Raw genomic sequence first — 21,209 nt, forward strand, 5'->3', positions numbered from 1 at the left:
CACCGCATGCAGTGGCGCGGCGCCTTGCCTTGTCCTTCAAAGCGCCACATAATGAATAACAATGGTTTGCCGCCAGACGCCGTCCTCGCGCACTTCAAGGCCTTCTCCGTGTTATCCCTAGCGTAAACAGGCCAAAAACCCCGCCTTTCAAAAAGAGAAATACCGGGCGTGGATTGATCCCTCTACACTGCGTTGAGCGAGAGGAGGCAGCGCAACAACAATAACGCAGCCACTCTCCGCGGGGGCGTGGCATACCGCACATGCATGGCCGGGCGGTACCCGCACACCCGCACACGACGACGTGCTCACAAGGCACGCATCATGGGGGGAGACACCTTGTTTTTCGACATACTGCCACTGGCGTTGATCGATGGCATTGCCTACGCCAGCCTATTGTTCCTGGTATCCATGGGCCTGACGCTCATCTTCGGCGTCATGGGCATACTCAATGTAGCGCACGGCGCCTTTTATGCCTTCGGTGGCTATGCGGCATCCACCTTTGTGATGATGTTGGCGCCCACCACAGAATCCGCCGTGCTGCCGCTGTTGACGCTATTTGCCACGGCGTTGGTGGTTGGCGTGGTGCTGGGCGGGTTGATGGAGATCGTCCTCATCCGCCGCGCGCATGGCTACGATCCTACCCTCAAGCTGCTTATCACCTTTGGCGGCTTTCTCATGCTTGAAGACATCCAGCGCCTGATTTGGGGCGCGCAGCCGTATAGCGCAAGCGAGGTTGTGAGCCGACTCGGCAACATCGAACTGGGCAATATCACCTACACCACTTACCAACTGGTCATCGTACCGCTCACGGCACTCATCGCGTATATGCTGCTTGAATACTTTCTCAAGCGCACCCGGCTGGGCAAACAGACCGTCGCTGTCACGCACAACCGTGAAATCGCTACAGCGCTGGGCATCAACGCCCGCAAAATTGGCTTTGTCACCTTTGTAATCGGCGCTGTGCTGGGTGTTATGGGCGGCGCCATGGCTGCCCCCACCACATCGCTCGTACCCGGGGCGGGCACAGACATGATTGTGCTGTCGTTTGCCGTGGTCGCCACGGCGGGTCTGGGCCAGGTCAGCGGGGCATTGGTCGCCTCGCTGCTCATCGGCATCGTCCGTGCCATCGCCGTATATATGGCGCCTGAATTCGAAGTGGCCGTACCGTACATCATCATGGTTGCAGTGCTGATCGTGCGACCGCATGGCTTATTCACGGTAGCGCAGGCGAGGACGATCTGATGCTTATTCCGGTACTCAGCATAGCTGCCGCGTTGGCGGCTCTTGCGTCGGGTCTGTTACTGCCCTGGACGATCACTCCCATTGTCATTGGTCTGACATATGCAATTGCGGCGCTGGGTGTATCTGTCATGGTGCGCGCGGGGCAAGTATCGTTCGGCCATGCCATGTATGCGTGTATCTCCGCCTATACCGTGGCGTTTCTGGCCCGCGCCTATCCTGGCCTGGATGCCGTCGTATTAATCGCAGCGGGCACGCTTGCCAGCCTGGCTGCCAGCGCTGTCATCGGCATTTTCATCGTGCGCTACCGCAGTATTTTTTTCGGTATGCTCAATCTGGCGCTCAGCATGGTGCTGTTCGCGCTGCTCGGCAAGCTTTACGAAATCACCGGTGGCACCGATGGCATCCGTGTCGTGCGCCCTACCTTTGTCGGCATGGAGCTCGACCGCGGCGGTTTTGAACAGGCGCTTCTTGTGTTCACGCTGCTACTGTGCCTGTTGCTTGCGGTATGGGTGCAGCGCTATTTCAAGTCGGGTAGCGGAGAAGCGCTGGCGGCCATCAAAACCAATGAAACCCGTCTCGAGTACTTGGGCTTTTCCGCACATCACGTCATGTGGAAGGGCTATTTGCTGTCCGCTTTTGTAGTCGGCTTGTCGGGCGCCATTCTTGCGCTGATGCAGGGTTTGGTCACGCCAGAGATTGGCGCGTGGCTGCGCTCGGGAGAGTACGTGTTCATCACGATCCTGGGCGGCGCGGGCCATGCGGCGGGCGCCTTCCTCGGGGCCATCGCGTTTGAGGCCGTTAAGCTCCTGTCGGCGGCGTATTTCCCGGGGCTGTGGCAGTTTGTGCTGGGCGCTACGTTGGTGATTGTGATTTTCATGTTTCCCATGGGGTTTGTCGGCGAAATCAGCCGGCGTGTGAAAAAAACACCCAAAGGGTTTGCCGGTAAGGTTGCCCAGCGTGTGAATGCATAGGTGCATGATATGCAACCACTCATCAAGACAACAGACCTGTATCTGGCGTTCGGCGGCGTTATCGCCGCGGACCATATCAATTTCGAGCTGCACAGTGGCGAAAGGCTGGCGGTAATCGGTCAGAACGGAGCCGGCAAAACGACATTCATCAACATCTGCACAGGCTATCTCAAGCCCGCCTCAGGCAAGGTTTACTTCGACGGCGTCGATATTACAGCCATGACGCCGCGCAAGATCGTGCGTCTGGGTGTGGGCCGATCATTCCAGTTGCCTCAGCTTTTCACCGAGCATACTGTGCGGGAGTGCATACAGATCGCGGCGGCGCGCCAAAACAAAGACCTCAGCTGGTTTCGTTCGCTGTCCAGTACAGTTGACGGGCGCGAAGTGGATGAAACCCTCGACCTTGTCGGCCTTGCACATGACGCTGATGTGCTGTCCGTTGAACTGCCCGAAGGCAAGCGCAAACTGCTTGACGTCGCGATGGCGCTTGCGCTGCGGCCCAAGCTCATCATCATGGACGAGCCTACCAGCGGCGTTGCTTCCGAAGACAAGCACGGCCTCATGCAAACGGTGATGAACGCGCTCGATCAGCGCAAGGTAACCAGTTGGTTTGTAGAGCACGATGTGGACATCGTCGCCAAATACGCGACACGGGTTGCTGCATGGATCTCGGGCGCTGTGGTGGCAGACGGCGCGCCCGCCGACGTATTAAATAACCCCCGCATCAAAAGCGAAGTACTCGGAACCTGACCCATGCTCAAGATCAGCCAACTCAATGTTGACCTCGCGGGTAACCGTATTTTGCGCAACGTCACTGCAACATTTGAACGCGCGAGCACCATTGGTATCGTCGGCCGCAACGGCGCGGGCAAAACGACGCTGCTGCGCGCCATCATGGGCCTGATTCCCGTGCAGTCGGGGCAGGTGTTTCTTGACGATATCGAGCTCACCCGCCTGCCTGGCCATGCCCGTGCCGCCCACCAGATCGGTTATTCACCGGAGGGCCGGGTTATCTTCCCCACAATGACGGTGGAGGAAAACCTGCGCCTGCCCTGTGACACGCAAAAGCTCGCGCGTGCCGACACCGACGCTCGCCTGCAGCGTGTGCTGCAAGTTGTGCCGCAACTCGAGTCCATGCTGCGCCGTTCGGGCGCAGGGCTATCGGGCGGACAGGGCAAGATGGTGGCGCTGGGCCGGGCGCTGATGGTGGGCACACGCGCGCTGCTGCTGGATGAACCCTACCAGGGCCTGGCGCCCAAGCTGGCGCATGATTACACCGAGTCGCTCGCGCGCCTGAAGGCCGTGCAGCCAGACCTGTGCGTGATCGTCACTGAATCAAATATCAAACTGTTGGGTGATATCCCTGACCAGACGTGGATGATCGAACGCGGCGCCATGGAATGCCTGACGACTACCCAAGAGGCTGAGCAATGACGCAGATGATTATCGATGGCCAGAAAACCGGCGCGCTCGATGGCGCGACGCTGGATGTACTTTCGCCTGTGGATGGGAAGGTGTTTGCCACCATCCCGCGTGGCCGCGCGGCAGACGTTGACCGCGCCGTGAAGGCGGCGCGCGCCGCCCTGAGTGGCGCCTGGGGCAAGCTTGCTGCGTTTGAGCGAGGCCGTCTTATGCAGAAACTCAGCCAGCGGATTCTCGATAACCTCGAAGAACTGGCCCAGCTTGAAGCACGCGATACCGGCAAACCGATTTCCACGGCGCGCGCTGACGTCGCGGTGCTGGCGCGTTATTTCGAGTTCTACGGCGGCGGCGCCGACAAGGTGCACGGCCAGACACTGCCTTTTCTCAATGGCTACGCTGTGCAGGTCGTGCGCGAGCCACTGGGCGTGACGGCGCACATCATCCCCTGGAACTACCCGGCCCAGATGTTTGGCCGCAGCGCGGCGCCGGCGCTGGCCATGGGTAATGCCGTGGTCGTCAAGCCCGCTGAAGATGCTTGCCTGTCAGTGTTGCGCGTGGCCGAGCTGGCGCAGGAAGTGGGCTTTCCCGCTGGTGCGCTGAACATAGTGACTGGCCTGGGTGAAGAGGCTGGTGCGGCGTTGTCCAAGCACCCCGACATCAACTTTATCTCGTTTACTGGCTCGAACGAAGTCGGCGTGCTGATCCAGCAGGCTGCGGCGGTAAATGCCGTGAAATGTACACTCGAGCTGGGTGGTAAGTCGGCTCATATCGTGTTCGACGACGCTGATATTTCGCGCGCAGTGCCCGCCATTGTCAAGGGCATCGTCTACAACACGGGGCAAACCTGCACTGCTGGCAGTCGTCTGCTGGTACAGCGATCGATCTTCGACGCTTTCATGGACGCGCTCGCTGTCGAGTTTTCCAAGGCGCGCGCGGGCACGCCCGACATGGATCTGATGTGCGGCCCGCTCGTCAATAAATCGCAGTTCGACCGTGTAAACCGCTACATCGATCAAGGTAGGAAAGACGGTCTGGAGATCATTGCACAGGGCGCGATTGCCGACGGCGTGCCTGAAGGCGGCTATTTCGTGACGCCGACGCTGTTCCGGGCGCCGGACCACAGTAGCTGCCTGCTCACCGAAGAAATCTTTGGGCCCGTGCTGGTGGCCGTGCCTTTCGATGATGAAGAAGAAGCGATCCGCCTGTCCAATGCTACGGCGTACGGCCTGATGGGCGCGGTTTGGTCCGCCAATGGCAACAGGCAGCAGCGCGTGGCCAAGGGCATGCAAGCGGGCCAGATTTACATTAATGGCTTTGGCGCGGGCGGTGGCGTGGAGCTGCCATTTGGCGGCGTCAAGCGCAGCGGCCACGGCCGCGAAAAAGGCTTCATCGCTCTGGAAGAAATGAGCACTATCAAAACCATTGTGCACTTTCACGGCGAATAATCAGCGGAGGCAGAGATGAGTCAATTAGCAGGCAAAGTAGCAATCGTCACAGGCAGCGGCAGCGGGTTTGGCGAAGGCATTGCCAAGCTGTATGCCAAGGAAGGTGCCAAGGTCGTTATCGCTGACATTAATGCTGACGCGGCCCGCCGCGTCGCAGCGGAAATTGGCAGCGATGCGTTGATGATGCACACAGATGTGGGCAAGCGCGCCGACATTGATGCGCTGGTTGCATCTACCCTGGAGCAGTTCGGTGCCGTAGATATTGTCGTCAACAATGCCGCCATTACGCACAAGAACCAGCCCATGCTGGATGTGGACGAAGAGATGTTTGACCGCATATTCACTATCAACGTCAAGTCCATTTACCACATGGCGCAGGCCGTGGTGCCCGTCATGCGTAAGCAGGGCAAGGGCGTGATCCTTAACATCGGGTCCACTGCGGGCATTCGCCCCCGGCCGGGGCTGAGCTGGTACAACGCGTCCAAGGGCGCGGTCAATGTGTTGTCCAAGTCCATGGCCGTCGAGCTCGGGCCTGAAAACATCCGTGTCAATGCCATCTGCCCGGTGATGGGTATTACAGGCATGTTCGAACTCTTCATGGGCTTGCCCGACACGCCTGAGAATCGTGCCAAGTTTGTGTCCACTATCCCCATGGGCCGCTTCTGCATGCCGGACGACGTGGCCGCCGCTGCGCTGTACCTGGCCAGCGATGCCGCCAACTTCATCAATGGTGTGGAATTTCCGGTAGACGGCGGGCGAACAGTGTAAAACGCAGGGTGTGGGCGTGCGGTGCCCGCAGGCATGCGCATATGCGCTGCACTGGAGCGTCCGTACGCATGAATATGCCGCCACTACATGAATACGACTGGAGGTTTCAACATGAAAATCAGGGCCGCCGTAATCAGGGAAATGGGTCTACCCGCTCCTTACGCCAAAAGCCGTCCGTTGGATATCACCGAGGTCGAGCTTGATCCACCAGCGTTTGGCGAGGTACTGGTCAAGATAAAGGCGGCCGGGCTCTGCCATTCAGACTTATCCGTCATCAACGGCGACCGGCCGCGCGTCATGCCCATGGTATTGGGACATGAATCCTCGGCAGAGGTAGTGGAAGTGGGCGTAGGTATCACCGATCTGAAACCGGGCGACCATGTCATCATGGTGTTTGTGCCCAGCTGCGGCTGCTGCGCGCCCTGTATGCGCGGGCGCCCGGCACTATGCGAGCCCGGCGCGGCCGCCAATACCAAGGGCACGCTGCTGGGCGGTGAGCGCCGCCTGCACGATGGCAGCGGTTATCTCAATCACCATACCGGCGTTTCGTGTTTTGCCGAGTATGCCGTGGTGTCGCGGCGCTCTTGTGTCAAAGTTGAAACCGGTCTCACGCACCGCGAGGCGGCGCTGTTCGGTTGCGCCGTGCTTACCGGCGCCGGCGCAGTGCTCAACCGCGCGCGCATCAAGGCGGGCGATACTGCGGCCATCGTCGGCTTGGGCGGTGTCGGCCTTAGCGCCTTGATTGCCGCCGTGGCGGCGGGTGCGCGCCGCGTAGTGGCAGTGGACCTCAGCAACGAGAAGCTTGCGCTAGCGCGCGAGCTGGGCGCCACGCATGTCATCAACCCGCGCAATATCGAAAGCGACGCGGCGCTGGTCGACGCGGCCGGGGGGCGCGTGGACTACGGCTTTGACATGGCCGGTGCCGTGCCTGCCTTCACCACTGCCTACACACTGACAGACCGAGGCGGCTCAACCATCACGTCGGGCTTGCCTAATCATAAGATGGGCTTCACGCTGCCGCTGGCACAAATGGTGGGCGAAGAGCGCGAGATTCGCGGCAGCTACTTGGGCTCGGGTGTTCCGGCCATTGATATCAACCGCTACATCGGGCTTTACAAACTCGGCCGCCTGCCGGTCGACAAAATGCTGGGTCAGTCGTTCACGCTCGATCAGGTGAACGAAGGCTTTGATCACCTTGCGTCGGGCAGCAGCCTGCGCGACGCGATTGTGTTTGATTGATAAAGCATTCATTGGCAAGACCAGGCTTCAGGGCGCCGCCCGTTGTAATCAGTGGCACATGCCCTGTCCAGAAGTGGACCGCTTATTTTTCACCGTTTACCACGGAGAGGGGAGACACCACATGTTGAACAAAAAACTCGCCACACTTTCACTGACCATCGCTGCTCTACTCGGCAGTGGCACCGCCAATGCGGCCGAGAAACCGCAGGAACTCAAGCTCGGCATCTCGACATACCTGTCGGGTTCGGCCTCTGTATTCGGCGTACCTGCGCGCGATGCGGCGGATATCCTGATTGCCGACCTGAACGCCAAGGGTGGCATTGGGGGCGTCAAGATCAGCCATACCTATATCGATGAAGGTGGCGGCGGTGAAAAACTGCTGTCCGAATATCGGCGCCTGTCAGAGGGTGGCACCGATGTGATGCTTTCCGCGATTTCCAGCGGCCACTGCAACATCGTGGCCCCCGTCGCCGAGGATCTCAAGCAGCTTACCGTGTTGTGGGACTGTGGTACCGAGAAAGTTCTGGAGCAGAAAGAATTGAAGTATGCGGTGCGCACCGGCGCCAATGCCACAACCGAAATGATGGCTGCCGTGCTTTACTTGATGAAGCAAAAGCCCGATTTCAAGACGTTGGCCATCGTCAACCAAGACTATGCCTGGGGCCGCGACTCACGCGAGATCTTCCTGGCCGCGCTCAAGAAGTTCAAGCCGGATGTGAAGGTGGTCGCCGAGATGTTCCCCAAATTTGGTGCCGCGGATTTTTCGACCGAGATCAGTCGCCTTCAGGCCTTGCGCCCCGATGTGATCCTGTCCACCTCTTGGGGGGGTGATCTGGACAACTTCGTGCGCCAGGCCGCGCAGCGCAACCTGTTCAAGAACTCCACCTTCGTGCTGCCGCTGGCCGAAAGCTCGCTCGAGCGCCTTGGCAATACCCTGCCTGAAGGGGTGATCGTCGGCGCGCGCGGCGACCACTACTTCCTGCATCCCGAAACCGCCAACGATGCCGCGCATCAGGCCTTTGTCAAGAAATTCCACGATAAGACCGGCGCCTATCCCATCTATCCGGTTTATCACATGACGCAGGCGCTATACGGCCTGAAAGCGGGCTACGAAAAAGCAATCAAGGAAAATGGCGGCAACTGGCCCAGCACAGAGCAAGTCGCAGCGGCCATGCACGACATCACCTTCAAGGGCTTCGGGCGGGAAATCTCGCTCACCCGCAAAGATGGCCAGGCACTGGAAGCGCAACTGTTCGGCATCACCAAGGCCAGTGACAAGTATAAATTCCGCGTGCTCGAGAAAATGGCCATCATCCCCGCCGAACTCATCACGCCGCCCGTAGGTGAAAACTCGCTGGCCTGGATCGACAAAAACGTCGGCCCCGACATGCTCAAGAGCGACAAGATCACTACGTTCAAGTAAGCAAACAAGCAACAAGACAGGGCGCCCCAGCGCGCCGAATTACCTGTCGAAACCTTTACCCCCTGCCTTCACAAGCAGGGGGTTTTTTTACATCATTACGCAATGCCTGCCGCGTTGCCTATTGCGGAAGATATTTGCCGCCAGGTTGATACCTTGCCGTACGGTCGCCAATGGCAAGTGCGATATGTAGTCGCTAGCGTCGGTGTAATACCGGCTCGCCCGCAAGGGCGAATGGGGCGGCAACAGCATCTACCCCAGCACCTCCCAAATCACTCGCACTATCGTCTTGGGGTTGCGGCGCGCGCGATACAGGCGGATTTCCATGTCGATGTCGGATGACGCAGTATCGGCGCGTACGAGCGTGCCATTTTCGAGATCGCCTCGCACCAGCGATAGCGGTAGCCAGGCCAGGCCGGCGCCTTCGCGGGCCATGGCGTGGATGGCTTCGGCCAAGTCTGATTCGTACACTGCGTCGAGCCGCTCGCTGGGGCAGATGGCGTGCAGGCGGCTGCGCAGGATGCGTCCCAGTGACATGACGGGGGCGAAGTCCAGGAAGGGCACGGCGGCGTCGTGGGCGCCGCGTGGCACGCGGTAGCGGGGATGAGCGCCTGGCAGCGGGGCGCTCACGGCCACTAGTTTGTCGCGGCCCACGCGCAGGTAGGCGTAGTCGCGCGTGTCCACCTTTTCAGGCAGGGCTTCGTGCGCATGGCACAGCAGAAGATCGGCGCGTCCGTCCATCAGCATGTCGATGCCATATTGAAGGCTGGTAGTGGTGACCTGGGCCTGGAAAGTGGGCATGGCTTTGCGCACACGGGTAAGCAGCGGCGGCAATACAGAGTGCGACAGCGTGCGGCCCGAGGCAAAGTGCACCTTGCGCACGCGCTCGTGCGCGGGTTCGTGCAGCGCGGCGCGCGTGTCGCGCAGGATATCCAGTATCTCGGTAGCGGATGCCAGAAATGCGCGGCCCGCGGCGTTCAGGGCCACGCCCTGTGGCCCTCGATCCAGCAGGGGCACACCGGCCCATTCTTCCAGTGCTCGTATGCGTCGCCCGAACGCCGGGTGCGTTACGTTGCGCGCCTGCGCGGCGTGAAACAGCGAAGGCGAGTTCGCCAACGCCACGAAGTCGTCCAGCCATTTAACTTGCATGATGAGCGTGAATGATTGTGGGGGATTGACGATGGTTGTTGGGAGGATTCATGGCGTCTTTGGGGCCTGCCGGATCGTTGGGGTGTATCGCGCTTGCGAAAATTACCGGGTTGTTGGGGCAGGAGGGCAGAGAAGAAAAAGGTGAAGTGCCGAGCTTGTCATTGTGCCATTTTGGCACAGCCAGGGTGTAAAAAGCACAGTCGCCACGCATCGACGCATTAGCATGTTGATACATTTTGTTCGCCCGCGAATCGTTCATCGTGAGGCAAATCACCAGGGCCATCACCGCCATATGAGGTTCCCAGTGGCAACTGCCGCCACAGCCAAAACAGTGGCGGCAGCTATTACAGCAACAGCAGCTATTACAGCGATAACAGACATCACAGCGCCTTTACTCGAAATGCCCCCGGAAACCATCACGCTCCGCAGTGTCAAAAGCTTTTACGTCGGCGGAACAGATCTCACGCTAAGCGGCTTGCCTGTGCAAAAACGGCAGATCATCCCTGCGGCGCAGGCGCGCGAAGTAGACATGAACGGCAGTTACGTCGTGGGTCAGCTTTACGTGCAGGAATACCGGTTGGCAAACCCCCGCTATCCCTATCCCATCCTGCTTTGGCACGGCGGCGGCATGTGCGGCAGTCAATGGGAGGCGACCCCCGACGGCCGCGATGGCTGGCTGTGGCATTTTCTGCAGATGGGTTTCGACGTGCTGGTGTCCGATGGCCCCGAACGCGGCCGCTCGCCCTGGCTGATACCGCCGCAGGGCGCCGTGTGGGCGCCTGTCCACACGCAGGCCGACGCTTCCGCGAGCATGCCGCCTACCGAGATGCCATCCACCGGGACGCCACGTGCCAAGATGCCGCCCGCCAAGATGCCTGTCGTCACACTCACTGACCTGCCTGTGTACCGCAGTCGCCAGGAAGCGTGGTCACTGTTTCGGATCGGCGCGCCGGAGCAATATGCGGACGATCCGCGCGCCGGCGTACCTTATGCCGGCCAGCAGTTCCCCGTGGGCGCTTTCGACGCGTTCGCCAGTCAGTTTGTGCCGCGCTGGCTCGGCCGCGCCGACATGGAGCAGCACGCCTACGAGGCGCTGGTGCGCAAGGTCGGCCCGTGCATTGTCATCGGCCACAGCCAGGGCGGCGGCTACGCTCTGCGCGTGGCTCAGGCCTGCCCGGCCCAGGTTCGCGCCGTCGTGGCGCTGGAGCCTACCGGCATGCCAGAAACTGTCGACTACGCCTACGCGCCACATCTGGCTATATGGGGCGACCACCTCGCGCAGAGCCCCGTCTGGACGGGTTATCGCAATGACGCGCAGGTTTTCTGGGCCCGTCTGGCGCGGCACGCGCCAGCGTCGCAGATCGACCTGCCCGAACAAGGAATTCGTGGGAACTCCCACTTCATGATGCTCGACCGCAACAGCCGCGATATTGCCCGCCTGGTCGGCGAGTGGCTGCAACGCAGCATCCAGGACTGACGCACAACCACCAAGGAGATCACATGCTGTCCAAAACCCTTTCCACGCTGATGCTGGGCTGCCTGGGCGCCTTGAGCCTTGCCGCGCCGGGCTCCGCCGCCGCGGCCTATCCCGAGAAACCCATCCGCATGATTGTGCCGTTCGCCCCGGGCGGTACGGCCGACATCATCGGCCGCCTGTTCGCCGACCGCCTCGGCGCAGCGCTGGGCCAGAGCGTGATCGTCGAGAACAAGGCTGGCGCCGGCGGTTCTATCGGCACGCGCTTCGTCGCCGATGCCGCGCCCGATGGCTACACGTTGCTGTTGGCCTCGTCCAGCACCCATGGCTCCAACGCGGCGGTTTACAAAAAGCTACCCTATGACCCCGTGGTGGATTTCACGCCGATTACCTTGATCGAGACCATTCCCGGCGTGTTGAGCGTTACCAAGAGCTTTCCCGCCGACGATATGGCCGGCCTGATCAAGGAATTGCAAGCCAAGCCCGAAGCCTACACCTACGCCTCCTCCGGTGCGGGTGGCCTGGGCAACCTCGCTATGGAACTGTTCAAGTCCATCGCCGGTGTTAACGTGCTGCACATTCCATATAAGGGCGCGGGCCCCGCGTTCACCGACGTGATCAGCGGCGAAGTCGTCATGATCTGGGAACCCATCGCGGCCGAACTGCCCTTCATCCGCAATGGCCAGCTAAAGCCCATTGCCATCGCGGCCGAAGCGCGCTCCAGCGAACTGCCCAACGTGCCTACCTTCAAGGAAGCCGGCATCGCCAACTACAACGCCCAGGCGTGGAACGGTTTGCTTGCACCTAAAAGCCTGCCCGCGGATGTCCAGGCCAAACTGCATGATGCGTCAGTGAAGGCGCTGAAAGACCCTGCCATGGTGGAAAAACTCGCCCAACTAGGCGGCACCGTCGTTGCAAACACCCCCGACGAATTCCGCAAGGTCATCGTCAGCGACATCGCCAAGTGGAAGAAAGTCGCAGCCGAATCCAACATCAACTTGGATTGATAGGCGCGGCAGCGTCACCAAAGTACGCAGCAAAAAAAGCGGCGGCCCGCTCACAGAGCGGCCGCCGCTTCGTCATTGGAGCATAACGCGGGGATTGAAGACGCATGTGAAATCATGCAGACTATTGCGCAGCTCACGCAAGGTGAGACACATACGCCATTGCGCCACGGCCCACGCTTTGGCCGTGGCGCAACGAACTGTAGCGATTAAACCCGCTCGAAAATCCCCGCTGCGCCCATGCCGGTGCCTACGCACATGGTCAGCATGCCGTAGTCGAGCATGCGGCGGCGGATGCCGTGGATGACGGTGGCGGCGCGGATGGCGCCGGTGGCGCCCAAGGGGTGGCCCAGGGCGATGGCGCCACCCAAGGGGTTGACGCGGTCGGGGTCCAGGCCCAGGTCGCGGATCACGGCCAGAGATTGGGCGGCGAACGCTTCGTTAAGCTCTATCCAGCCCATTTGGTCCAGCTTCAGGCCGGCGTGCTTCAGGGCTGCCGGGATGGCTTCTTTGGGGCCGATGCCCATGATCTCGGGCGGTACGCCGCGCACCGAAAACGACACGAACCGCGCCAGGGGCGTCAGGTTGTGGGCCTTCAGCGCGCGCTCGGACACCACCAGCAGCGCACCCGCGCCGTCCGACGTCTGCGAACTATTGCCCGCCGTCACGCTGCCCCGCGCCGCAAACACCGGCCGCAGCTTGGCCAGCGCTTCCAGGCTGGTATCGGGGCGCGGCCCCTCGTCCAGCGTTACAACGCGGCGGGTTTCAGTGACCAAGCCGTCATGGCCTGAGGAAGCGCCAGCCGCGCGGCTCGCACGCGTCGTGCGGCCATCCCGCGAAGCCGATTGTTCAGTAGCGTTTTGCGCGGCGCCGGCGCTGGAACCGCCACCGGCATCAGACGCCGCCAGATTCGGCGTGCGCCGCACCACCTCCACGGGCAGGATCTCGTCCGAGAACTCCCCGGCCTGCTGCCCCGCCAGGGCCCGCTGGTGCGAGCGCAGGGCGAAGGCATCCTGGTCTTCGCGCGACACCTTCCAGCGCCGCGCCACCTCTTCGGCGGTCAACCCCATGCCGTAGGCAATGCCCAGGTTTTCATCGTGCTCGAACAAAGCAGGACTGAAGCTGGTATTGATGCCCATCGTCGGCACCAGGCTCATTGACTCCACGCCCCCGGCGAGAATCACGTCGGCCTCGCCCACACGGATGCGATCGGCCGCCATGGCAATCGCCGTCAGGCCCGAGGCGCAAAAGCGGTTTACCGTCACGCCCGCCACCGACGCGGGCAGGCCGCCCAGCAACACCCCCATGCGGGCCACATTCAGCCCCTGCGGGCCTTCAGGAATGGCGCAGCCGATGATGGCGTCTTCGATCGCGGCGGGGTCCAGCCCCGGCGCCTGTGCCAGCAGGCCGCGTATCACCGTGGCCAGCAAGTCGTCTGGCCGCGTATGCGAAAAGAAACCGCGGGGCGCCTTGCCGATGGGGCTGCGCGTGGCGGCGACGATATATGCCTGTTGAAGAGCGCTCATGGTTCAATCCTTTCGCGGGCAACGCCCGCTGCGTTTCGATACTGATGAATGCATCGCAATAACCATCGTGGACCAAGGTTCGGTAGATAAGTAAACGCAGTACGCCAGGCAGCCTGCCTGCCAGCCCCAGCACGGCAACTCAATTCCGCACCGGCTTCCCCGTCTTCAACATCCCGACCACACGCTCCAGCGTCTTCGGGTGCGCCAGCAAGGTCAGAAACGCTTCGCGCTCCTGCCGCATCATCCATGCCTCGTCCACCAGCGATTCGGGGTCGACATCGCCGCCGCAGATCGCTTGGGCAACATGGCTGCCCACCAGGAAGTCGTGATCCGAAATAAACCCGCCCACTTTCATATTCAGCAGTTGTGCCTTCAGCGTGGCAATGCCGTCGCGCCCCGCCACGGGAAAGCGCGCCGGCAGGGGTGGGCGCCAATTGCTGTCGGCCAATTGCCGCGCCAGCCGAGCCGCCACATACACGACCTCGTGCCGGTTCATCACCACCGGGTCGGATGGCAGCAGATACCCCATCGCCTTCGCCTCCAGCGCAGAGCGCGATACCCGCGCGCTGGCCACCGACAGCGCAAACCCCTTCAGAAAAGCCAGCAGCGGCGCCTCGGGTGCGCCCAGGGCACGCAATTCAGCCGCCCGCCGGGCGCAGTACGTCAAGCCGCCCGCGCCCGGCACCAGGCCGATGCCCACTTCCACCAGCCCGATATACGTTTCAAAATGCGCCACCCGCGCCGCGCAATGCACAGACAGCTCGCAGCCGCCGCCCAGTGCCATGCCGGCCAGCCCCGCCACCACCGGCACCTGCGCATAGCGCAGCCGCAGCACCATCTCCTGCATCTCGCGCTCGATGGGCGCCACCGCCGCCGCGCCGCCTTGCTCGAATACCGGCAGCAGCGCCTTCAAATCCGCCCCCGCGGAAAACGGCTCGCCCTGCTGCGCAATCACCAGCCCCGCGTACGAGGCCTCGGCAAGGCCCACCGCCTTCACCAGCCCGCGCACCACTGCCGGGCTCAAGGTATGCATCTTGGTCTTGAACGACACAATCAGCACATCGGCGGGGTGTGGCGCGGGCAGCGTCCAGCACACCACGCCCTCGTCCTCGTGTACCACCGTGCGCGCCAGCGCAGGTGCCTCGCCTACCAGTCGCGGCGCATCCACCTGCCGCGCATACACCGGCAGCGTATTGCGCCCTTCATATCGCCCCGCACGCGGGTTCCATGAACCTTGCGGCGTATGCACCGCCTGCGCCTCCCATACCGGACCGCTCAGCGCCCAGTCGGGCAAGGGCGCATCAGACAGTGCTTTGCCCGCCGCGATATCCTGCTGTATCCACTGCGCTACGTCGCGCCAGCCCGCTGCCTGCCAAATCTCGAACGGCCCCTGCGCATGGCCAAAGCCCCACTTCATCGCCAGATCCAGTTGCGCCGCCGTATCCGCGATAGCCGCCAGATGCACCGCGCTGTAATGGAAACTGTCGCGCAGCACGGCCCAAACAAACTGCGCCTGTGGGTGATCGGAATCGTGCAGCGCCTTCAACCGCTTGGCCGGATCGCGTTCGGCCAAGATCGCCGCCACGGCGTCGTCCACCTTCGCGCCGGCAGGCACATACTGCTTCGTGGACGGATCAAGCCGCAGTATCGCCTTGCCTTCCTTGCGGTAAAAGCCCGCGCCTGCCTTCTGCCCCAGCGCGCCCTGGCCGATCAGCGCCGTCAGCACGGGTGGTACCGCAAAATGCGTATGGAAGGGATCATCGGGCAATTGCGCTTGCATCGTGCCGATCACATGCGCCAGCGTATCCAGCCCCACCACATCCGCTGTGCGGAAGGTGCCCGACTTGGCCCGCCCCAGCCGCGTGCCCGTCAGCTCGTCCACAAGATCGTACGGCAGCCCAAAGCGCTCGGCCTGCGCAAACACAGACAATATCCCGAACACCCCGATGCGGTTGCCGATAAAGTTTGGCGTATCCTTGGCCCGCACTACCCCCTTGCCCAACTGTGACACCAAAAAGCTTTCCAGCTCGTCCAGCATCGCCGGCTCAGTGTGCGCCGTGGGGATCAGCTCCACCAGGCTCATATAACGCGGCGGGTTGAAAAAATGCACCCCGCAAAATCGCTGCCGCAGCGCCTCGGGCAAGGCATCGGACAGACTGGTAATGGACAGCCCCGACGTATTGCTGGCCACATAGGCATCGGCCCGCAGCGCAGGCGCCAGCTTGTGATATAGATCGCGCTTCCAGTCCAGCCGCTCGGCAATCGCCTCAATCACCAGATCGCACTGCGCCAGCAGGGCCAAGTCATCCTCGTAGTTCGCGGCCGTAATCAGCCCCGCCAGCTCGGGCGCGCCCAGCGGCGCCGGGTTCAGCTTCTGTAGATTGGCAATCGCCTTGTTGACGATGCCATTTTTGTCGCCTTCTTTGGCGGGCAGGTCGAACAGCACAACCGGTATGCCGGCATTGACGCAATGCGCCGCAATCTGCGCCCCCATCACCCCCGCGCCGCACACCGCCACCTTGCCAATACGCGCCCGCGGCGCCGCCATCGATGAACTGGACTGCATAGCACTCTCCGTAGAAAAGTCTTGCGCAGCGCACGCACCCGCGCCGCGCGCGTTCGTTAGAGAGTAGAGTAGTGGATTCCCGCGCGGCATGCACTAAGCCGCGACAAGGACTGGATAACCGACGGGCCGCGTGAGCCCCTGATTTCAGGCGGTAAGCGCTTCTTCGTTTTCTTGGCGCAGCCGGTAAGGGCGGATCAACACCTCGGCGGGCAGGTTCAGGCCTTCCGCCAGCTTGCGGATCATGTCCAGCGTTAGTGGACGAACACGGTTCAGGATGTCCGACACCCGGCCGCGTGGCCCGATGTAGGGTTCCAGATCCTTGCGTGTCAGGCCGCGTGCCTCCATGACATGAGCCAGGAAGTCAATGGGATCCGGGTCGGCAATCGGAAAATGCGCGCGCTCGTATTGTTCGATCAGCAAGGCCAGCACATCCAGTTTGTCACCGTCTGGCGAATTGGCAGGGGCGTCCCACAGGCGATCCACCTCAGCCAGCGCCACGTGGTACTCCTTCCTGGTTCGAATCAGCTTGAATTCCATTGCTGGCCCCTTCAAATCGTTTCCACGTTGATCTTGTCGTACTGGCGATGCGTACCGACAAAACGAACGTACATCAGCCCCTTGTCATAGCGCACCGCCACGACCAGACGGTAGTCGTTCCCTTTGATATTGAATACCACCCGGCTGTTGCCGACAAAGCTGGCGTTTCGGTAAGCCGCTTTGATGTCTGCCGGCGTCTTCCAGTTTGCCCGGCTTGCCAAGGCATACCACGCCCGCAGTGGTGTTTCAGCGTCCGGATGGGACTCCCAGAACATCCGCAAGGAGGAGTGGGTAATGATGCGCATGATGTACCGTGAATTATGATACCAAAATGGTAGCGAAGGAGCCAGCTATATGTGTTTTGCAACCACCCTGGCGTCGACAAATGTGACCTTGAACGCCCCCAAAGAACGGCTGCCCACCGCGGGTGGGCAGAACACGGCAGATTTCACAGCCTGGGGCCGATCACGTATCAGCCGCAGAAAAGTTGTTGGGCTTAGCGTTTCGGTATTGGTGATGGATGCACTAATTTGCACCCGGTTTGGGCAACACCGAGCGAGCGCGGTATGGGAGCGGGCATGGACCATAGCAATCTACCTGTATGTCGAACGTAATGGTTCAGCGAAATATACAGGCTTGTTGAGCACGTTACGACTGTAAGTTTGTTCACGCTTGCGGCGCGCGCCCAAACAACGCCCGCAAGGTCTCGATCACCAACCGCAGCGGCGGCGTGTGGACGGGGTCCTTGCGTGTCAGCATCTGGACGTTGCCGAAATTGATACGGGTATCCACAGGCAGGATATGGACGCTGCCCTGGCGCTGGAAATGTTCGGCAATCACGCGGGGCAGGGCGGTTACCCAGGGGTGCTGGTTGATCAGCGTCAGGTTGGCCAGAATTGCATTGGATTGCACATGCCGCGCCGGCCGTGTCATGCCCAGGCGGGCGAACATCTCGTCCATGCGGTCATTCAGCACCGACGTGCGCACCGGCAGTATCCACATCGCCGTCTCAAGTTCCGCCACAGACACCGCCGCTTGGCGCGCAAGCGGGTTGCCCACCCCGCACACCAATGCAATCGGGTCTTCGTACAGAAACATGCCTTCGATCTGCGTAGCGTCGATGCGGCTGGTGGTGCGGCCAATCACGCAATCCAGACGGCCCGCTTGCAGGCTGTCGATCAGTTCGTGCAGCAGGCCCTCGTGGATCGTGATCTCTAGCTCGGCGTCGCGCTCGATCAGGGCGCTGACCAGGCGCGGCACGATATGGATGGCAGCCGACGGCAGAATACCAACGTGTAGCAGGCGCCGGTGCTGGCTGTGCTGTACCTGCAGCGCGGTCGCCATGCGTTCGGCCGCACCCGCCAGGTTGCGAGCATGGGCCACCACCATCTCACCCAGCGCCGTGGGCACCGTCCCGGTGCCTGTGCGCTCGAACAGCGTATACCCCACTTGCGTCTCCAACTGCGCCAGCGACTTGGACGCCGCCGGTTGACTCATGTGCAGTGCGGCCGCCGTCTGCCCCAAGTGCCGGGTGCGGTCCAGAGACAACAACAGATCGATATGGCGCGGCTTCAGGAAAACCGACGCAGGCGTGCGCTCCGTCATAACCAGCAAGTTATGTTTTATAAAATTTAATTCATTATACGGAAACATCTCACGGTGGCAGACTATTGATCCATATCAAGAATATCGAGCCAACCATCGTCCGTTCGCCTCCGCAGGCGCGGGCCGCAGGAGACAGCCATGAAGAATCCCCTCGCCATCCTGGCAGCCCTCCTGGCCGCGCTGGCCTATGCAGCCGCGCCCGCACAGGCAGCAAATGCCTATCCCTCCGCCCCGATCTCCATCGTCGTGCCCTTTGCCCCCGGCGGCGCCACCGACATCACTGCACGCCTGCTAGCCGAGCAAATGGCCAAGCAGACCGGCTATGACTTCATCGTCGAAAACAAGGGCGGGGCGGGCGGCAGCATCGCCGCCGGCTACGTGGCCCGCGCCAAGCCAGATGGCTACACCATCCTCTTTGGCACCACCAACACCAACGGCATCAACACCTACATCTACCCGCAAACCAGCTACGACGCCGTCAAAAGCTTTGCGCCCGTGGGCCTCGTTGCCGAAAACATCGTCGTGCTGCTTGCCAATGCCAACTTTCCTGCAAACACCTTCGGCGAAGTCATCAGCGTGCTCAAGCAACACCCCGGCCGGTACAGCTATGCGTCGCCCGGCCAAGGCACCTCCCACAACCTCGCCATGGAACTGCTTAAGAAATCCCTGGGCCTGAACGTGCTGCACATACCCTACAAAGGTGCCGGGCCGGCCATGATCGATCTGGTCGCCGGCACCGTGCCGCTCATGATGGGCGGCATCGCACCCGCCAAGCCCTTCATCGCTTCGGGCAAAGTCAAAGTGCTGGCTGTCGCCAACGACCGCACGTTCAACAACGTGCCGGCGAGCGTCACATACTTCAACGACGCCGCACCGGGCACTGCCATCAGCTCGTGGATGGGCCTGCTTGCGCCTGCCGGCACGCCCACCGACCGCATCGCCAACCTTAGCGCCGCCCTCAAGAACGCGCTGGCCGAGCCCGCCTTGCAGCGGGCACTGGAAGAGCAGGGCATGCAGGCCAACTACATGGCACCCGAGGAATTCAGCCGCCATATCGCTGACGGCATGCCATTCTGGAAGGCCGCCGTCGAAGCCTCCGGGGGCGCAAACAAATGACGCGCTCCCATGCTGACGCCGCCCCGGTCAATTTCCTGCTCATCATCACCGACCAGCACCGCGCCGACCACCTGGGCTGCTATGGCAACCCCATCGTGCAGACGCCCAACCTGGACAGCCTGGCGCGACGCGGCTGGCGCGCCGGCAACATGCACGTCGCCACCCCCATCTGCATGCCTAACCGCGCCAGCCTCATGACTGGCCGCTACCCGTCCACCCACGGTGCGCGGCACAATGGCATCCCCCTGTCGCTGCGCTCAGCCACTTTCGTGGACGCTCTGCGCGGCGCCGGCTATCGCACCGCGCTCATCGGCAAAGCCCACCTGCAGAACATGACCGACATCCCGCCCAGTTGGCCGGTGCGGGCCGAGGACCGCCTGGCGCGAGAAGCCGTCGCCCCTGAGCCCGGCAACTACAGCCAGGAAAAGCGCAAGCTTTGGCTGGAACGCAACGACTACGACCTGGACTACCCCTATTACGGCTTTGAGCAGGCCCGCCTGGTAGACGACCACAGCGACGACGTGCACGGCCACTATCGTTACTGGCTGCGCCGCAACCACCCTAAGGTGGAAGCCTTGATTGGCCCCGATGCCGCCATCCCAGCGCCCGACTACGTACTGACCGGCATCCGCCAGGCTTGGCGCACCCGTGTGCCCGAGGAGCTGTACCCCAGCGCATACATCAGCGACGAAACCATACGCGAGATCCGCGCTGGCATCGCCAGCGACAAACCCTTCTTCATCCAGTGCTCCTTCCCCGACCCGCACCACCCCTTCGCCCCACCGGGCAAATACTGGGACATGTACCGGCCGGATGACATCCCTTTGCCGGCCTCCTTCAACGCCAGCACCCACCCGCCTCCGCACGTACAGTGGCTGCGCGAAAAGCGCGACAACGGCACCGCCATCAAACACACCCCCGCCATCTTCGCCTGCAATGAACGCGAAGCACGCGAGGCCATCGCCCTGAACTACGGCGCCATCTCCAACATCGATAACCAGATCGGCCGCATCCTGGCCGCGCTGCAAGAAAGCGGCCAGGCCGATAACACCGTTGTCATCTTCACCAGCGACCACGGCGACTACCTGGGCGATCACCAACTGCTGCTTAAAGGCCCCATCCACTATCGCGGCCTCACACGCGTGCCCTTCATCTGGGCCGACCCTACCGGCCGCGCCGCGGGCATCGCCAGCGAGCACGCCCTGGCCAGCACCATAGACATTGCCCCGACCATCCTGGCGCGGGCCAGCGTCGCGCCGTTCAACGGCATGCAGGGAAAGAACATGCTGCCCCTGATGGATGGCACCCAGGCAAGCTTGCGCGACGCCCTCATCGTGGAAGAAGAAGGGCAGCGCGTCATCCTCGGCTTTGACGCGCGCATACGCTGCCGCACCCTGCTGAGGGGATCATTACGCCTTACCGTCTACGACGGCACCTCATGGGGCGAACTGTACGACCTGGACGCCGACCCCCATGAAACCCGTAACCTATGGGCCGACCCCGCCGCCGCCCCGCGCAAAGCTGCCATGCTTGAAAGGCTGAGCTACGCCATGCTGGCGCATGTGGATACCTCGCCGTATCCGACCGCACTGGCGTGAGGTGGGGTGTGGCCCCTGGTTCAGTGGCCACCGAAAGCGTTAAGGGCTGTAGGGGTCACCGGTAGGTTGCCCGGCCCTGCGGGCCACAATGCACCCGGTGCAGCCCATCCGGACGGTAGAATTAACA

Annotated in this window: 19 protein-coding genes; 12 read left to right on the plus strand and 7 right to left on the minus strand. The window is 61.9% G+C overall.

Annotated elements, in window-relative coordinates:
* Positions 1–321: 321 nt before the first annotated feature.
* The 8 genes from LOL23_RS07245 to LOL23_RS07280 all read left to right on the plus strand — a co-directional run bounded on the left by LOL23_RS07245 (position 322) and on the right by LOL23_RS07280 (position 8,510).
* Complete coding sequence (locus tag LOL23_RS07245) at positions 322–1,242, plus strand: branched-chain amino acid ABC transporter permease (RefSeq protein WP_439652074.1); 921 nt, start codon at positions 322–324, stop codon at positions 1,240–1,242.
* On the plus strand, positions 1,242–2,213 hold the full coding sequence (locus tag LOL23_RS07250; RefSeq protein ID WP_237173369.1) for a branched-chain amino acid ABC transporter permease: 972 nt from the start codon (positions 1,242–1,244) through the stop codon (positions 2,211–2,213). Before LOL23_RS07245 ends, LOL23_RS07250 begins: the two co-directional genes overlap by 1 nt.
* Before the next feature lie 9 nt (positions 2,214–2,222).
* Positions 2,223–2,963 carry an ABC transporter ATP-binding protein gene (locus tag LOL23_RS07255; protein ID WP_160977023.1) on the plus strand — a complete coding sequence of 247 codons (741 nt, stop codon included), beginning with the start codon at positions 2,223–2,225 and terminating at the stop codon, positions 2,961–2,963.
* A 3-nt stretch (positions 2,964–2,966) separates the two neighbouring features.
* Positions 2,967–3,647 carry an ABC transporter ATP-binding protein gene (locus LOL23_RS07260; RefSeq protein ID WP_160977021.1) on the plus strand — a complete coding sequence of 227 codons (681 nt, stop codon included), beginning with the start codon at positions 2,967–2,969 and terminating at the stop codon, positions 3,645–3,647.
* The gene (locus LOL23_RS07265; protein WP_160977019.1) at positions 3,644–5,080 is read left to right on the plus strand and encodes an aldehyde dehydrogenase family protein; all 1,437 of its coding nucleotides are present in this window, start codon (positions 3,644–3,646) and stop codon (positions 5,078–5,080) included. Before LOL23_RS07260 ends, LOL23_RS07265 begins: the two co-directional genes overlap by 4 nt.
* A gap of 15 nt (positions 5,081–5,095) precedes the next feature.
* Complete coding sequence (locus LOL23_RS07270) at positions 5,096–5,848, plus strand: SDR family oxidoreductase (RefSeq protein ID WP_160977017.1); 753 nt, start codon at positions 5,096–5,098, stop codon at positions 5,846–5,848.
* A gap of 111 nt (positions 5,849–5,959) precedes the next feature.
* A complete protein-coding gene (locus LOL23_RS07275) occupies positions 5,960–7,087 on the plus strand; it encodes a zinc-dependent alcohol dehydrogenase family protein (RefSeq protein ID WP_237173370.1) in 1,128 nt (375 codons plus the stop codon).
* A gap of 121 nt (positions 7,088–7,208) precedes the next feature.
* Positions 7,209–8,510, plus strand: coding sequence for an ABC transporter substrate-binding protein (locus LOL23_RS07280; RefSeq protein WP_237173371.1), 1,302 nt, complete (start codon positions 7,209–7,211; stop codon positions 8,508–8,510).
* A gap of 249 nt (positions 8,511–8,759) precedes the next feature.
* Here the strand turns inward: LOL23_RS07280 and LOL23_RS07285 are convergent, their stop codons facing one another.
* Together LOL23_RS07285 and LOL23_RS07290 are read right to left on the minus strand one after the other, a co-directional pair.
* Positions 8,760–9,656: a LysR family transcriptional regulator gene (locus tag LOL23_RS07285; protein ID WP_160977011.1), complete on the minus strand. Its 897-nt coding sequence runs from the start codon at positions 9,654–9,656 to the stop codon at positions 8,760–8,762.
* The gene (locus LOL23_RS07290) at positions 9,646–9,948 is read right to left on the minus strand and encodes a hypothetical protein (protein WP_237173372.1); all 303 of its coding nucleotides are present in this window, start codon (positions 9,946–9,948) and stop codon (positions 9,646–9,648) included. The genes LOL23_RS07285 and LOL23_RS07290 overlap by 11 nt, the downstream gene beginning before the upstream one ends.
* Before the next feature lie 189 nt (positions 9,949–10,137).
* Between LOL23_RS07290 and LOL23_RS07295 the strand changes: the two genes are divergently transcribed.
* Together LOL23_RS07295 and LOL23_RS07300 are read left to right on the plus strand one after the other, a co-directional pair.
* A complete protein-coding gene (locus tag LOL23_RS07295) occupies positions 10,138–11,133 on the plus strand; it encodes an alpha/beta fold hydrolase (protein ID WP_237173373.1) in 996 nt (331 codons plus the stop codon).
* Between the two features lie 23 nt (positions 11,134–11,156).
* Complete coding sequence (locus LOL23_RS07300; protein WP_237173374.1) at positions 11,157–12,137, plus strand: tripartite tricarboxylate transporter substrate binding protein BugE; 981 nt, start codon at positions 11,157–11,159, stop codon at positions 12,135–12,137.
* A 206-nt stretch (positions 12,138–12,343) separates the two neighbouring features.
* Here LOL23_RS07300 and LOL23_RS07305 read toward each other — a convergent pair whose 3' ends face one another.
* From LOL23_RS07305 to LOL23_RS07325, 5 genes are all read right to left on the minus strand, one after another.
* Positions 12,344–13,660, minus strand: coding sequence for an acetyl-CoA C-acetyltransferase (locus tag LOL23_RS07305; protein ID WP_237173375.1), 1,317 nt, complete (start codon positions 13,658–13,660; stop codon positions 12,344–12,346).
* 139 nt (positions 13,661–13,799) lie between these two features.
* Entirely contained in the window at positions 13,800–16,226 is a 2,427-nt protein-coding gene (locus LOL23_RS07310) for a 3-hydroxyacyl-CoA dehydrogenase/enoyl-CoA hydratase family protein (RefSeq protein WP_237173376.1), read from the minus strand.
* Positions 16,227–16,370: 144 nt separating this feature from the next.
* Positions 16,371–16,763, minus strand: coding sequence for a helix-turn-helix domain-containing protein (locus LOL23_RS07315; RefSeq protein WP_160977003.1), 393 nt, complete (start codon positions 16,761–16,763; stop codon positions 16,371–16,373).
* A gap of 11 nt (positions 16,764–16,774) precedes the next feature.
* Positions 16,775–17,068, minus strand: coding sequence for a type II toxin-antitoxin system HigB family toxin (locus LOL23_RS07320; protein ID WP_160977001.1), 294 nt, complete (start codon positions 17,066–17,068; stop codon positions 16,775–16,777).
* Between the two features lie 361 nt (positions 17,069–17,429).
* Entirely contained in the window at positions 17,430–18,368 is a 939-nt protein-coding gene (locus LOL23_RS07325) for a LysR family transcriptional regulator (protein WP_237173491.1), read from the minus strand.
* 138 nt (positions 18,369–18,506) lie between these two features.
* On the opposite strand from LOL23_RS07325, the gene LOL23_RS07330 reads away from it, so the two are divergent.
* Together LOL23_RS07330 and LOL23_RS07335 are read left to right on the plus strand one after the other, a co-directional pair.
* On the plus strand, positions 18,507–19,484 hold the full coding sequence (locus LOL23_RS07330; protein WP_237173377.1) for a Bug family tripartite tricarboxylate transporter substrate binding protein: 978 nt from the start codon (positions 18,507–18,509) through the stop codon (positions 19,482–19,484).
* Positions 19,481–21,082: a sulfatase family protein gene (locus LOL23_RS07335; RefSeq protein WP_237173378.1), complete on the plus strand. Its 1,602-nt coding sequence runs from the start codon at positions 19,481–19,483 to the stop codon at positions 21,080–21,082. Before LOL23_RS07330 ends, LOL23_RS07335 begins: the two co-directional genes overlap by 4 nt.
* The last annotated feature ends 127 nt before the right edge of the window (positions 21,083–21,209 follow it).

Origin of the sequence: Paracandidimonas lactea, from assembly GCF_021653995.1 — a bacterium.
GTDB classification, from domain to species: domain Bacteria; phylum Pseudomonadota; class Gammaproteobacteria; order Burkholderiales; family Burkholderiaceae_B; genus Allopusillimonas; species Allopusillimonas lactea.